The sequence below is a fragment of the Mycobacterium asiaticum genome (assembly GCF_001668675.1).
Lineage (GTDB): Bacteria > Actinomycetota > Actinomycetes > Mycobacteriales > Mycobacteriaceae > Mycobacterium > Mycobacterium asiaticum_D.
On the sequence record NZ_LZKQ01000226.1, the window covers coordinates 1 to 14,795 of the forward strand.

Sequence of the window (14,795 nt, forward strand, 5' to 3'; positions counted from 1 at the left end):
GTTTCTGAAAACGCCCGACATCATCGAAATCGCCAAGGCGGCAGACGAACTCGGCTCCGTCGGCCTCGACCGTGATGCCCGCCGCATCCGCGATGAACCCGCGCGCGAACACCTTGACGCCCTCCCGGCGGTCGATCCAAGCCTCGGAACGCAGCCGGCCCAACGGGGTCCCGCGCAGATACTTCACCGTGATGGTCCCGGTGAACCGCGGCTTGGACAGTCCCTCGCTGGCGGCCTCACCCAGCATGTGATCGAGGATCAAAGCGCTCACCCCGCCGTGCACCAGCGAAGGCGGACCTTCATAGGCCAAGCCCAGCACGAACTCGGTCCAGCACCGCCCGCCACCCTCATGGTGCACCACGAGAGGCGGCGCGATCGGATTGCACACCCCCACCGCCGCATTGCCCAACGGCAGCGGGCGATCGCCCACGCGGTAGCTCACACCGTCCGGCCGGGTTCGATGCCGCAGCGACTCGGTGACCGACTTGATCGCTGCCCGCGCCTCGGCGACGACGTCATCGTCGGCCTCGGTGCGGATGGTCACGTCGATCAACTCCCGGACCGCGTCGGCCAGCGGCGCATACAGGGCCGTCACCCGGTCGGCCTCCGGCGCACTCAGCACTTCGAACATGGCGCTCAGCGCGCCGGCATCCCGACTCAACTTCCAAACACCTTGCGCACCACCGCTTTTGCTCGTCGCGTCACTCGTAGATAGTTGTCCAGGAACTCCCCGCCGTCGTCGCTGTGCCAGCCGGCGGCTACCGCGACCGCGTTGAGCTGCCGGCCCGGTCCGGGCAGCTGATCGGTCGGCTTGCCCCGGACCAACACCAGCGCGTTGCGGGCGCGGGTCGCCGTCAGCCAGGCCTGTTTGAGCAAGTCGACCTCGTCGGCCGGAACCAGGCCGGCCTCGGCGATCACATCCAGCGATTGCAGCGTGGAGGTGTTGTGCAGCGCCTCGATTTCGTGGGCGTGCCGCAGTTGCAGCAGCTGCACCGTCCACTCGATGTCGGCCAATCCGCCACGGCCCAGCTTGGTGTGGGTCTTGGGGTCCGCACCACGCGGGAGCCGCTCCGACTCCACCCGGGCCTTGATCCGCCGGATCTCGTGCACCGCCTCGGCCGACACCCCGTTCGGCGGATACCGCGTCTGGTCGACCGTCAGCAGGAACCGCTGACCGAGGTCAGGGTCACCGGCCACCGCGTGCGCACGCAGCAGCGCCTGAATCTCCCACGGCTGCGCCCATTGGGTGTAGTACGCCTCGTAGGACGCCAGGGTGCGGACCAGTGGGCCGTTGCGACCCTCCGGCCGCAGGTTGGCGTCGACCTCTAGCGGCGGATCCACGCTGGGCGTGCCCAACTGCGCCCGGACCTGCTCGGCGATCGTCGTCGCCCACTTGACCGCCTGCGCGTCCTCGACCCCGCTGGCCGGCTCGCATACGAACATCACGTCGGCGTCCGAGCCGTAGCCCAGCTCCGCCCCACCCAGCCGGCCCATGCCGATGACCGCTATGGACGCGGGCGCCCGGCCGTCCTCCGGCAGATGCGCGCGGATCGTCGCGTCCAGGGCGGCCTGCAACACCGCCACCCAGATCGACGTCAACGCCGCACACACCTCGGTGACCTGAAGCATGCCCAGCAGATCCGCCGATCCGATGCGGGCCAGCTCGCGGCGGCGCACGGTGCGCGCGGCCGCGATGGCGCGCGCCGGGTCGGAGTAGCGGCCGGCCGATGCAACCAGGGCCCGGGCCACCGCCGCCGGCTCAGTCTCGAGGAGTTTGGGTCCCGACGGCCGGTCCCCGTAGTCCTGAATCACTTCCGGCACCCGCATCAGCAGGTCCGGCACGAATGTCGAGGTGCCCAACACGTGCATGAGTCGTCGCGCAACCGTCGGTTTGTCGCGCAAGGTCGACAGGTACCAGGTGTGGGTGGCCGAAGCCTCACTGAGTCGTCGGTACGCCAACAGGCCGCCGTCGGGATCCGGTGCGTAGGACAGCCAGTCCAACAGCCGCGGCAACAGCACCGCCTGGACCCGCCCGCGCCGGCCGCTCTGATTCACCAGCGTCGACATGTGCTTCAACGCCGCCTGCGGAGCCTCGTAACCCAGTGCGGCCAGCTGCCGTTCAGCGGCCTCCGGGGTCATGCGGCCACCGACCAGTTCCAGTCCGGCCGGGCCGAGCGATTCCAGCAGCGGTTGGTAGAACAACTTCGCGTGCAGCCGGGACACCCGCACGTTCTGGTGCTTCAGCTCCTCACGCAGCACGCCTGCGGCGTCGTTGCGCCCGTCGGGACGAATGTGCGCGGCGCGCGCCAGCCACCGCATGGCTTCTTCGTCGTCCAGCTCGGGCAACAGGTGGGTGCGCTTGAGCCGCTGCAGTTGCAGTCGGTGCTCGAGCAGGCGCAGAAACTCATACGACGCGATCATGTTCGCGGCGTCCTCGCGGCCGATATAACCGCCGGTGCCCAACGCTGTCAGCGCGTCCACCGTCGACGCGACATGAAGCGACTCGTCGCTGCGGCCGTGCACCAGTTGCAGTAGCTGAGCGGCGAACTCGACGTCGCGCAGCCCGCCGCTGCCCAGCTTGAGTTCGCGACCGCGGATGTCGGCGGGCACCAATTCCTCGACGCGGCGGCGCATGGCCTGCACCTCGGGCACGAAGTCTTCGCGCTCGCACGCCGTCCACACCATCGGCTGCAACGCGGCGAGGTAGCGCTCGGCCAGTTCGGCGTCACCGGCCGCGGCGCGGGCCTTCAGCAGCGCCTGGAACTCCCAGGTCTTGGCCCACCGCTCGTAGTAGGCGACGTGCGATTCGACCGTGCGGACCAGCTCCCCGCTGCGGCCCTCCGGACGCAGTCCGGCGTCCACCTCGAAGAAGGCCGACGAGGCCAGCCGCATCATTTCGCCGGCCACCCGCATACTGACCGGATCGGCATTCTCGGCGACAAAGATGACGTCGACGTCGCTGACGTAATTCAGTTCGCGGGCACCGCATTTGCCCATCGCGATCACCGCCAGCCGCGGCGGTGTGCGGTCGTCGCCGCACACCGTCTGCTCGGCCACCCGCAATGCCGCGGCCAGTGCGGCGTCCGCGATGTCAGCGAGGTGAGCGGCCACCTTGGTGAACGGCAGCACCGGCTCGTCCTCGACCGTCGGGGCCACATCGAGCGAGGCCAGCACCAACAGTTGGTCGCGGTAGAGCACTCGCAGCTGGTGCACGATCGAACCCGGGGCTCCGGAGAAGTCCTCGACGGCTTCGAGGAAAGTCCGCTGCAACTGCTCGCGGGTGGGCAATTGCACCTTGCCGCGCAGCAGTTTCCACGACTGTGGGTTGGCGATCAGGTGGTCCGCCAGCGCCAGCGAGGAACCCAGCACGGCGAACAGCCGCCCACGCAGGGACCGCTCTTTGAGCAGCGCCGCGTTCAGTTCGTCCCACTCCAGGTCGGTGTTCTCCGACATCCGGATCAGCGCGCGCAACGCGGCATCGGCGTCCGGCGCGCGCGACAGCGACCACAGCAGGTCGACATGCGCCTGGTCGTCGTGCTTATCCCAGCCCAGCTGGGTCAGGCGGGCGCCCGCCCCCTCGTCCATCAGTCCCAGCCGGCCGACGCTGGGCAGCTTGGGTCGCTGCGTCGCTGGCTTGGTCACGTACTGACGTTAGCGCAACGCCTCCGGGCTACAGCGACAAGTAGGTCTTCAGCTCGAACGGGGTGACGTGGCTGCGGTAGTTCGCCCACTCGGAGCGCTTATTGCGCAGGAAGAAGTCAAATACATGCTCCCCCAACGCCTCCGCCACCAGCTCGGAGGACTCCATGGCCCGCAGCGCGGTGTCGAAACTCGACGGCAGCTCGCGGTAGCCCATGGTGCGGCGTTCCTCGGGCGTCAGGTCCCAGACGTTGTCCTCGGCCTGCGGGCCCAGCACATACCCCTTCTCCACGCCGCGCAGGCCGGCGGCCAGCAGCACCGCGAAGGTCAGGTAGGGGTTGCACGCCGAGTCCGGGCTGCGCACTTCCACCCGCCGCGAGGAGGTCTTGTGCGGGGTGTACATCGGCACCCGCACCAGCGCGGAGCGGTTGGCCGCACCCCAGGAGGCCGCCGTCGGCGCCTCACCGCCATGCACCAGACGCTTATAGGAGTTCACCCATTGGTTGGTGACCGCGCTGATCTCCGAGGCGTGTTCGAGAATCCCGGCGATGAACGACTTGCCGACATCGGACAGCTTCAGCGGGTCGTCGTCGCTGTGGAAGGCATTGACATCGCCCTCGAACAGGCTCATGTGGGTGTGCATCGCCGAGCCCGGGTGCTCCCCGAACGGCTTGGGCATGAAGGTCGCCCGCACACCCTCATTCAGCGCGACCTCCTTCATGATGTAGCGGAAGGTCATCACGTTGTCGGCCATCGACAGGGCATCAGCGAACCGCAGGTCGATCTCCTGCTGGCCCGGCGCGCCCTCGTGATGGCTGAACTCCACCGAGATGCCCATGAACTCCAGCGCCTCGATGGCATGCCGGCGGAACTTGGACGCCGACTCGTGCACGGCCTGGTCGAAATAGCCGGCGTTGTCGATGGGCACCGGCTCCGACCCGTCCTCGGGGCCGTTCTTGAGTAGGAAGAATTCGATTTCGGGATGCACGTAGCAGGAGAAGCCGAGGTCGTTGGCCTTCTGCAGCTGACGGCGCAGGACGTGGCGGGGGTCGGCCCAGGACGGTGAGCCGTCCGGCATGGTGATGTCACAGAACATGCGGGCCGAGTGGTGGTGACCGGACTTGTCGGCCCAGGGCAGCACCTGGAAGGTCGACGGGTCGGGGTGCGCGACGGTGTCGGATTCCGAGACGCGGGCGAAGCCCTCGATCGAGGAACCGTCGAACCCGATCCCCTCCTCGAAGGCTCCTTCGAGTTCGGCCGGGGCGATGGCGACCGACTTCAGGAATCCGAGCACGTCGGTAAACCACAGCCGCACGAACCTGATGTCGCGCTCTTCCAGGGTGCGGAGGACGAACTCCTTCTGCCGATCCATACCCGCACACTAGGCACGGTCTGTTAAATCGATGTTACGGATGCCACGCCAGACGCATTGCGGATGTTTATGGCTGGCAACGCAGATTGGGCGGCGGCAGGGTCAGATCCAGGAAGTAACGCGTTATGACGCTGTCCACGCACTGGTTGCCGTCGAACACCACGGTGTGCTGGGTGCCGTCGTAAGAGATCAACGGGCCGCCCAGTTGCCGGGCCAGGTCCACGCCGGCCTGGTACGGGGTGGCCGGGTCGTGGGTGGTCGAGACCACCACGGCTTTGCCGGCCGGGGCGGGTGTCGCCGCATGCGGCGTCGACGTCGCCGGCACCGGCCACAGCGCGCAGATGTCGCGCGGCGCGGACCCGGTGAACTGCCCGTAGCTCAGGAACGGCGCCACCTCACGGATCCGACGGTCGGCGCTCACCCAGGATGCCGCGTCCGTCGGCGTCGGTGCGTCGACACAACGGATCGCGTTGAACGCGTCCTGGCCGTTGTCGTAATGACCCTGCCTATCCCGGCCGTTGTAATCGTCGGCCAGCACCAGCAGGTCGCCTGCGTCGCTACCGTGCTGCAGCCCAAGCAAGCCGCTGGTCAGATACTTCCAGTGCTGCGGGGTGTAGAGCGCGTTGATGGTGCCGGTGGTCGCGTCGGCATAACTCAAGCCACGCGGATCCGAGGTCTTGCCCGGCCGGGTGACCAACGGATCGATCAGCGCGTGGTAGCGGCTGATCCACTGCGCCGGGTCGGTGCCCAGCGGGCAGGCCGCCGAGCGGGCGCAGTCCGCCGCGTAGTCGTTGAAAGCGGTCTGGAATCCCGCCATCTGGTTGACCGTCTGGTCGATCGGGCCGATCGTCGGGTCGATGGCTCCGTCGAGCACCATCGCCCGGACATGCGGTGCGAACCGCTCGATGTATGCCGTGCCGAGCTCGGTGCCGTAGCTGTAGCCGAGGTAGTTGATCTGCTGTTCGCCCAGGGCCTGCCGGACCATGTCCATGTCGCGGGCGGCCGAGGCGGTGCCGATGTTGGCCAGGAACGACTGGCCCATCCGGTCGGCACATTGCTGGGCCAGCTCGCGGTACATCCCCTCGATGTGGGCCACCCCGGCCGGGCTGTAGTCCACCATCGGGTCCCGCCGGAAGGCGTCGAACTCGGCGTCGGAGCGGCACCGCAGGCTCGGTGTGGAGTGACCCACCCCCCGTGGGTCGAAGCCGACCAGGTCGAAGTGGCGGCTGATGTCGGTGCCGCGCAGATCGGGCGCCATTCCGGCCACCATGTCCACCGCCGAGGCCCCCGGCCCGCCCGGGTTGACGAACAGCGATCCGATCCGCTGCCCCGTCGCGGGCACCCGGATCACCGCCAACTTCGCTTGTGCCCCAGTGGGTCTGTCGTAGTCGACCGGTACCGCGACGGTGGTGCACTGGGCGGTAGGGATGTCGGCGATGCTGACGAAATCGCTGCAGGAACCCCAACTCTGCTGCGGCGTCGCGGCGGGTGCCAAAGGGACCTGGGTCTGCCCGCTGTCGGGTTCGGGTGTCGCGGCGGCAAGCGGTAGTGCCGCCGACTGCCCGGTGACCACGAGTCCAAACGACAACAGCGCCGAGCTCACCGTTCTCAGGCGCAACATGGCCGAAATCGTCTCATTTAGAAATCCGCCGCAGGACGCGAAACGGTTACGCCTTGGTCTCTTATCGGTACGGCCCGGGCGAGTCCGGTGCGCTAGCAGGTCGCGCCGGCAGGTGGCGTCGTTCCGCTGATCAGATACGCCGTGATGTAGTCGTCAATGCAGTTGTCGCCCTGGAACACAACGGTGTGCTGGGTTCCATTGAACGTGATCAACGAACCCTTGAGCTGGTTGGCCAGGTCGACGCCCGCCTGGTACGGCGTGGCTGGGTCGTGCGTGGTCGAGACCACGATGGTCGGCGGCAGACCCGGCGCGGAGACGGTGTGCGGTCGGCTGGTCGGTGGCACCGGCCAGAACGCACAGGTACCCAGCGGGGCGTGGCCGGTGAACTTGCCGTAACTCATGAACGGCGCCAGCTCACGGGACCGGCGGTCCTCGTCGACGACCTTGGCGCGGTCGGTAATCGGTGGCTGGTCAACACAATTGATCGCCACCCGCGCATCGGTCGAGTTGTTGTAGTGGCCGTGCGAATCGCGCCGCATGTACATGTCGGCCAGCGCCAGCATGGTGTCGCCGCGGTGCTCGTCGGCCAGCTCCTTGAGGCCATCGGTCAAGTGGTGCCACAGGTTTGGCGAGTACAGCGCCATGATGGTGCCGACGATGGCGTCGCTGTAGCTCAGGCCGCGCGAGTCTTTCGTTTTCGCCGGTCGGCTCACCTGAAGATTGTCCGGGTCGACCAGTGGGTCGATCAGGTTGTGGTAGGCCTCAACGGCTTTGGTGGGATCGTTGCCCAGCGGGCAGCTCGGATCCTTCGCGCAGTCGGCGGCGTAGTCGTTGAAGGCGTCCTGGAATCCCTTGGCCTGCCGTAGATCCGCTTCGATCGGGTCGGCGTTGGGGTCGACGGCGCCGTCCAGGATCAGCGAGCGCACGTTCTGCGGGAAGGCTTCGGCATAGGCCGAGCCGATCCGGGTGCCGTAGGAGTAGCCGAGGTAGGTCAGCTTCGCGTCACCGAGGGCTTTGCGGATGGCGTCCAGATCCTTGGCGACGCTGACGGTTCCCACATTTGCCAGGAAGTTCTTGCCCATCTTGTCGACGCAGCGCTGCACGAACTGCTTGGTTTCGTCCTCCATGTGCTGCACGCCCGCAGGGCTGTAGTCGACTTGCGGTTCGGCGCGCAACCGGTCGTTGTCGGCATCGGAGTTGCACCAGATCGCCGGCCGCGAGCTGGAAACCCCGCGTGGATCGAAACCCACCAGATCGAACCGCTCGTGCACCCGCTTGGGCAGGGTCTGGAAGATGCCCAGCGCGGCCTCGATGCCGGACTCACCGGGGCCGCCGGGGTTGATCACCAGCGAACCGATCTTGTCCCCGCTCGCCGGGAACCGGATCAGCGCCAGTGAAGCGACGTCGCCGCCGGGGTTGTTGTAGTCGACCGGGACGGCCAGCTTCCCGCACATCGCATGGCCGGGGATCTTCACCGAAGGGTTCGAGCTGCGGCACGGTGTCCACACCACCGGCTGGCCCAACCGAGGCTCGGCCATGTGCGCCCGTCCCGCGACCACGTGCACACATCCCGCCAGGACCAGCACCACAGCGGACAGCGCGGTCCACATCAGCAGCATGCGCGCGAACTTGTCGCGGCGAGACAGGCACATGGCACCCTATGGTGCCAGAGAAGTTTCCCGGTCCTGGTCAAGGCATATCCGGGGCCTGTCTTACCTGGTCGCGGCCAGCAACTCCGCCAATACGACGGCGAACTCGTCGGCCAATTCCCACAGGTCCGGCAGCAATTCCGGGCAGGCGATCAGTCCGATGTCCAGCCGGCCGTTCAGCGACATGACGGTGATGTTGAGCCCTGACCCGTGGAAGATCGGCCCCAGCGGATACATCGCCTTGACCTCACAACCCAGCAGGTACAGCGAAATCTGCGGACCCGGCACGTTGGAGACGACCAGATTGTGCACCGGCAGACTTTCGGTGAGCCGGGTCATGGCGTAGACGCGCATCGCGGCGCCGAAGACCGCCGGTGCGGCGAACTGCGACCAATCCTGTAACAGGGTGGCTCCGATCGCCGAACTGTGTTGTTTGGCAACAGAATTCGACTCAGCGATGGCATTAAGTCGCCGCACGGGGTCGTCGATGTGGGTCTCGAGGCTGGCGAACATCGCCGAGACCTGGTTGCGGCCCGGACGATCGGACCTGCCGTGCACCGATATCGGCACCGATGCCACCAGCGATGACTCCGGCAACACGTTGCGGTCGGCCAGATATCGGCGCAGCACCCCGGACACCAGCGCCATCACCACGTCGTTGACCTTGACACCGAAATGGTCCTTGACCGTCTTGACGTCTTCGAGGTCCAGTTCCGCATACGCGATGGTGCGCCGGGCGCTGATGGACGCGTTGAACACGGTCGGCGGCGCGGCGAACGGACGCGCCATGGTCAACCCGTCGCGCGCCCGCAGCAACGTCGCGACCACCGAGGACACCGTGTCGGGCACCACGTTGGCCAGTTGCAGCGGCCGGGTGGCGAAGCGCAGCAGGCCACCGGCGGCGATCTGCCAACCGCTGGCACCGCCGACTCCGGCGACCCGTTCGGGCGCGGGTGCGTCGGCCTCGGTCGAGCACAGCTGCGACATCAGGTTGGCGCCCGTCACGCCGTCGACCCCGGCGTGATGAACCTTCGTCATCACCCCGATCCGGCCCTGCCGATGACAATCGGTGCCGGCGACTCCTTCGATCACCCACATCTCCCACAGCGGCCGCCGGCGATCCAGCGGCAGCGACGCGATGTGGCCGCAGATTTCGGACAGCTCCGCCCGACCGCCCGGCGCCGGCAACGCGATGCGGTGCAGATGACGGTCGATCTGGAAGTGCTCGTCGTCGACCCACACCGGGTGGTCGAGGTTCAGCGGGCTGTTGGCGAGCTTCTCCCGGAACTCCGGCATCGCCTGGATCCGCAGCGACATCGCCTCGCGCAGCCGGTCGAAGGTGTAACCGCCTGGCATGGTCGAGGTGTCCAACTCGATGACCGAGCAGACGTGCATCGGCTGCGAGTCGGTCTCCAGGTAGAGAAAGCTGGCGTCTAGCCCGCTGAGCCGCTGCATCGACCGATGGTAGGCCCAAAAGTGGCCCCGACCACCCATGAATGCATCGCAAGCGTCGAAATGGCACAATGGGCGGGGTCAGACGAACCCGGGGACCCAGCTAAGGGCCACGAGGATCGACCCGACCACCATTTAGGGACAATGATGTCTGAGAACGTCTATGGTTCGAGCGCTGCCGCAATTTCGTCGTCGCCACGCCCCAAGATCCGCACCTCTCACCTGCAGAAATGGAAGGCCGAAGGCCACAAGTGGGGCATGCTCACGGCCTACGACTATTCGACCGCCAGGGTGTTCGACGAGGCGGGGATTCCGGTCCTGCTGATCGGCGACTCCGCCGCCAACGTCGTGTACGGCTACGACACCACCGTGCCGATCTCGATCGACGAGCTGATCCCGCTGGTCCGCGGGGTGGTGCGGGGTGCGCCGCACGCCCTGGTCGTCGCCGACCTGCCGTTCGGCAGCTACGAGGCGGGCCCTTCGGCCGCGTTGGCCTCGGCCACCCGGTTCATGAAGGAAGGCGGCGCGCACGCGGTCAAGCTCGAAGGCGGTGAACGGGTCGCCGAGCAGATCGCCTGCCTGAGCGCGGCCGGCATTCCGGTGATGGCCCACATCGGCTTCACGCCGCAAAGCGTCAACACCCTGGGCGGGTTCAAGGTGCAGGGCCGCGGGGATGCCGCCGAACAGACCATCGCCGACGCGATCGCGGTCGCCGAAGCGGGCGCGTTCGCCGTGGTCATGGAGATGGTGCCGGCCGACCTGGCCACCCAGATCACCGGCAAGCTCACCATCCCGACGGTGGGCATCGGCGCCGGCCCCAACTGCGACGGCCAGGTGCTGGTCTGGCAGGACATGGCCGGGATGAGCGGCGGCAAGACCGCCCGCTTCGTCAAGAGGTTCGCCGATGTGGGTGGCGAATTACGCCGGGCCGCAATGCAATATGCCGAAGAGGTGGCCACTGGAGCGTTCCCGGCCGAGGAGCACTGCTTCTAGCTCTCCGCCCGCGCCGAACGGGTAATTGCGATATGGCACTCTATGGGAGCCTCACCTGCTCCCACGGAGAACAGAATGCCTGCTAAAGCGCCTTCAAAAGGACCCAAGACGGCGCGTCATCTCGAAGTCGAGCGCAAGTTCGACGTGGTCGAGTCGACTGTGTCACCGTCCTTCGAGGGCATCGCGGCGGTCGCGCGCGTCGACAAACCCCCCGCCCAGGAACTTGACGCGGTCTACTTCGACACGCCCAACCAGGATTTGGCCCGCAACCGGATCACCCTGCGGCGGCGCACCGGGGGGGCGGACGCCGGCTGGCATTTGAAGTTGCCGGCCGGACCCGACTCCCGCACCGAGATCCACGCCGCGATCGACGCGTCGGCCGATGCCGACACCGTTCCGGAGGAGCTGCTGGACGTGGTGCTGGCGATCGTGCGCGACCGCCCGGTCGCGCCGGTGGCGCGCATCACCACCCGGCGCGAGATCCAGGTCCTCTACAACGCCGACGACGTGGCGCTGGCGGAGTTCTGTAACGACCACGTCACCGCATGGTCTGCCCGGGAGGCCGAGGACTCGGAGGGGTCGGGCCCCGTCGAGCAGCAGTGGCGGGAGTGGGAACTCGAGGTCCGCGAACCGGACGGTGACGTCAGCGAAGCGGCCAGCCATGAGCTGCTCAACCGCCTCAGCAACCGGCTGCTGGACGCCGGTGCCGCCCCGGCCGGGCACGGCTCGAAGTTGGTCCGAGCCCTGGGGTCCGCGGCCCCGACGCCCGCTTCGCCGCCGGCGGATCCCATCCATCGGGCGGTGGCACAACACGTCGAGGAAATGCTGGTGTGGGACCGCGCCGTGCGCGCCGACGCCGAGGATTCCGTGCACCAGCTGCGGGTCACCACCCGCAAACTGCGCAGCCTGCTCAAGGATTCGCAGGAGTCGTTCGGATTGGCCGACGGCGCATGGGTTCTCGACGAGCTTCGGGAACTGGCCGGGGTGCTGGGCGTGGCGCGCGACGCAGAGGTGCTGGCCGAGCGGTACGAACGGGCGCTGACCCGGCTGGACCCCCGGCTGGTCCGGGGGCCGGTGTCCGAACGCCTGGTCAACGGCGCCAAACGGCGCTATCAGGTGGGTCTGCGGCGCTCGTTGACCGCCATGCGCTCCAAGCGGTACTTCCGGCTGCTCGACGCGCTGGAATCGTTGGTGACCGAACCAACGGTGCTCGCGTTCGGTCAGCAAGCACAACCGGTGACCATCGATGCCGCGTACCGCAAGGTGCGCAAGGCGGCGAAAGCGGCCCGGGACACCCCCGACGATGACGAGGCGCTGCACCGAATCCGCAAGCGCGCCAAGCGACTCCGCTACACCGCGGCGGCGACCGGTGACGACCGCGTCGCCCAGGAGGCCAAGGCCATCCAGGTTCTGCTCGGCGATCACCAGGACAGCGTGGTCAGCCGCGAACATCTGCTCGCGCAGGCGCAATCGGCTCACCTGGCGGGTGAAGACACGTTCACCTACGGTCTGCTCTACCAGTACGAGAGCCAGATCGCCGAAAGCAGCAGCGAGCAACTGGATTCCGCGCTGCGCAAGCTGGACAAGGCGGTCCGCCGCAGCCGGCGCTGAGCGCGCCGGTCCTCGCCCGCCTGGCCGCCGAGCGTGCAATCCACGACGCAAATTCGGCGTGTCGTGTCGTGCGATGCACACTCGGCGACGAAAGACGAGACGACGCCCGCAAGGGGGCGGACGAGTTGGCCTGTAAGCCGGATTCTGTTCCACGCCGCCGCGGCTTTAATCCACGGCGGCACGGCGACGACCATCCATCTGGACACTCCGTTGCCGGGTGCCTCGAGCGGCCTACCCGCAGACTCGGACGAGCAGCCCTCAAACGTCTGCGCGGCCGCACTTTCGGTGCGGCCTTCTTGGCCTTGCTTCGGGTGGGGTTTGCCGAGCCATCCCGGTCACCCGGGATGCTGGTGCGCTCTTACCGCACCGTTTCACCCTTACCGCCACTAGGGCGGCGGTCTGTTTTCTGTGGCACTTTCCCGCGAGTCGCCTCGGATTGCCGTTAGCAATCACCCTGCTCTGTGAAGTCCGGACTTTCCTCGACTCGGCACTCGTGAGAGCGCGAGCCGCGGCCGTCCAGCCAACTCGTCCGCGACGAACACGGTACCCGCTCAGCGGCGGCACCGGCCAGTGCGGTCTTTGCTCGGGTCACAGATACCCGGTCTGATTGACCAGGCGCACCGATGACGCCCCGTCGGGATAGAACTCGGCGATGCTCAGCGACGCCAGGTCCAGATGCAGCCGGTACAGGATGCCCGAACCGGCGTCCAGCGCCATGCGCAGCAGCAACTTGATCGGCGTGACGTGGGAGACCACTAGCACGTTCTTACCCTCGTGGGCGGCGATGATCCGGTCCCGGCCGCGACGCACGCGCCGCAGCACGTCGTCGAAACTCTCCCCGCCCGGCGGCAGAGTGCCCGTGTCGTACAGCCAGCGGCGGTGCAGATCCGGGTCGCGCGCGGCGGCCTCGGCGAACGTCAGCCCTTCCCACGCGCCGAAATCCGTCTCGATCAGGTCATCGTCGACGGTCACCTCCAGGCCCAACGCCCTGGCCGCCGTCGTCGCGGTGTCGTAGGCCCGCTGCAGTGGGGAGGAAATCACCGCGGCGATCCCCCGGCGCTGCGTCAAATACCTTGCCGCCAAACCGGCCTGGCGCCACCCCACCTCGTTCAGCGGCGGATTGCCGCGCCCGGAGTACCGGCGTTGCACCGACAATTCGGTCTGCCCGTGCCGCAACAGCAACAGCCGGGTGGGGGTGCCGCGCGCGCCCGTCCAGCCCGGGCCGGTGGTGGTTTCGGCCGGACGCTCGGCGACCGCGGCCCGGGCCGCTTCGGTGACCGGCACGGCAACCTTGTCCACCCGGCGATCCGCCTGGGCCTCGGCGGCGTCCATCGCGTCGTTGGCCAGTCGATCGGCGTACGCGTTCTGGGCGCGCGGAATCCAGGAATAGGTGATCCGGCGGAACCGCGACGCGAGCGCCTGGGCCTGTCTGTGCAGTTCCACCAAGTCGGGGTGCTTGACTTTCCACCGCCCGGCCATCTGCTCGATCACCAGCTTGGAGTCCATCAGGACCGAAACCTCGGTGGCGCCCAGGTTCAGGGCATCGTCCAATCCGGCTATCAGACCGCGATATTCGGCGACGTTGTTGGTGGCCCGGCCGATCGCCTGCTTGGATTCGGCCAGCACGGTCCGGCGGTCCTGGGTCCACACCACCGCGCCATATCCGGCGGGTCCGGGATTACCCCGTGATCCGCCGTCGGCTTCGATCACCACTTTCATTGATCAGAGCCCTTGATGCGCAACAGGATTGCGCCGCACTCCGGGCAGCGTTGCACCTCGTCCTCGGCGGCCGCCTGGATCCGGGCCAACTCGCCGCGACCGATCTCGATACGGCATGCGCCGCACCGGTGTCCCAGCAGCGGCCCGGCGCCCGGGCCTCCCCCGGCGCGCAGCCGCTCGTACAGCGCCTTGAGGTCGGGGTTCAGTTCCGCGGCCAGTGTCTCGCGTTTGGCGGCGTGTTCCGTCCGCGCTTCTTCGACCTCGGCGAGCGCCTCGTTGAGGGCCTTTCGCGCGCTGGCGAGGTCGTCCTCCAGGCCGGCGATGGTCCCGGATTCCGCGGCTTCGGTGGCCTGCAGTTCCTCGCGACGTTCCATAACTTCCAGCAGGGAATCTTCCAGGCTGGTCTGGCGGCGCTGCAGGGTTTCCAGCTCGTGCTGCAGGTCGGCCAGTTGCTTGGCGTCGGTCGCCCCGGAGTTGAGCAGCGCGCGGTCCCGGTCCTCTCGCTTGCGCACCGCGTCGATCTCGGATTCGAAGCGGGCCACCTGGGCGTCGAGATCCTCCACTGCGATCCGCACGGCACCCAGCCGGTCACTGGCGGCGTTGTATTCGCCCTGCACCCGCTCAAGGGCTTCCCGTTGGGGCAGATGAGTGGTCCGATGGGCAAGGCGGGACAGCTCAGCGTCCAGTTTCGCCAGTTCCAGTAGCGAACGCTGCTGTGCCACTTCGGCCTTCATGATCT

At 67.6% G+C, this 14,795-nt stretch carries 10 protein-coding genes and 1 other RNA gene; 2 read left to right on the forward strand and 9 right to left on the reverse strand.

All coding sequences use genetic code 11. The annotated features are described in order from the left end of the window. The 6 genes from A9X01_RS19430 to A9X01_RS19455 all read right to left on the reverse strand — a co-directional run. Window positions 1-661 (reverse strand): PaaI family thioesterase (locus A9X01_RS19430; RefSeq protein WP_065122336.1); only part of this gene is annotated, 661 nt, incomplete at its 3' end. Next, a complete protein-coding gene (locus tag A9X01_RS19435) occupies window positions 658-3,585 on the reverse strand; it encodes a bifunctional [glutamine synthetase] adenylyltransferase/[glutamine synthetase]-adenylyl-L-tyrosine phosphorylase (RefSeq protein WP_253849224.1) in 2,928 nt (975 codons plus the stop codon). The genes A9X01_RS19430 and A9X01_RS19435, both read right to left, overlap by 4 nt. Before the next feature lie 85 nt (window positions 3,586-3,670). Then, window positions 3,671-5,011, reverse strand: coding sequence for a type I glutamate--ammonia ligase (glnA, locus tag A9X01_RS19440; protein WP_065037968.1), 1,341 nt, complete (start codon window positions 5,009-5,011; stop codon window positions 3,671-3,673). A 67-nt stretch (window positions 5,012-5,078) separates the two neighbouring features. Continuing rightward, window positions 5,079-6,641 (reverse strand): alpha/beta hydrolase, encoded by a 1,563-nt coding sequence (locus A9X01_RS19445; RefSeq protein ID WP_155772175.1) that lies wholly within the window; start codon window positions 6,639-6,641, stop codon window positions 5,079-5,081. Window positions 6,642-6,724: 83 nt separating this feature from the next. Then, a complete protein-coding gene (locus tag A9X01_RS19450) occupies window positions 6,725-8,284 on the reverse strand; it encodes an alpha/beta hydrolase (protein ID WP_065122317.1) in 1,560 nt (519 codons plus the stop codon). 60 nt (window positions 8,285-8,344) lie between these two features. Then, window positions 8,345-9,736 (reverse strand): WS/DGAT/MGAT family O-acyltransferase, encoded by a 1,392-nt coding sequence (locus A9X01_RS19455; protein ID WP_065122337.1) that lies wholly within the window; start codon window positions 9,734-9,736, stop codon window positions 8,345-8,347. 141 nt (window positions 9,737-9,877) lie between these two features. Here A9X01_RS19455 and panB point away from each other — a divergent pair, with 141 nt between their 5' ends. Beyond that, window positions 9,878-10,726, forward strand: coding sequence for a 3-methyl-2-oxobutanoate hydroxymethyltransferase (gene panB, locus A9X01_RS19460; RefSeq protein ID WP_065122318.1), 849 nt, complete (start codon window positions 9,878-9,880; stop codon window positions 10,724-10,726). 75 nt (window positions 10,727-10,801) lie between these two features. Next, complete coding sequence (locus A9X01_RS19465) at window positions 10,802-12,337, forward strand: CYTH and CHAD domain-containing protein (RefSeq protein WP_065122319.1); 1,536 nt, start codon at window positions 10,802-10,804, stop codon at window positions 12,335-12,337. Window positions 12,338-12,454: 117 nt separating this feature from the next. Here the strand turns inward: A9X01_RS19465 and rnpB are convergent. From rnpB to A9X01_RS19480, 3 genes are all read right to left on the reverse strand, one after another. Further along, window positions 12,455-12,865: RNase P RNA component class A (gene rnpB / locus A9X01_RS19470), an RNA gene on the reverse strand. 60 nt (window positions 12,866-12,925) lie between these two features. Continuing rightward, window positions 12,926-14,056, reverse strand: a complete 1,131-nt coding sequence (locus tag A9X01_RS19475) for a bifunctional RNase H/acid phosphatase (protein ID WP_065122320.1) — start codon at window positions 14,054-14,056, stop codon at window positions 12,926-12,928. After that, a complete protein-coding gene (locus A9X01_RS19480) occupies window positions 14,053-14,790 on the reverse strand; it encodes a zinc ribbon domain-containing protein (protein WP_065122321.1) in 738 nt (245 codons plus the stop codon). The genes A9X01_RS19475 and A9X01_RS19480 overlap by 4 nt, the downstream gene beginning before the upstream one ends. Between the last annotated feature and the right edge of the window lie 5 nt (window positions 14,791-14,795).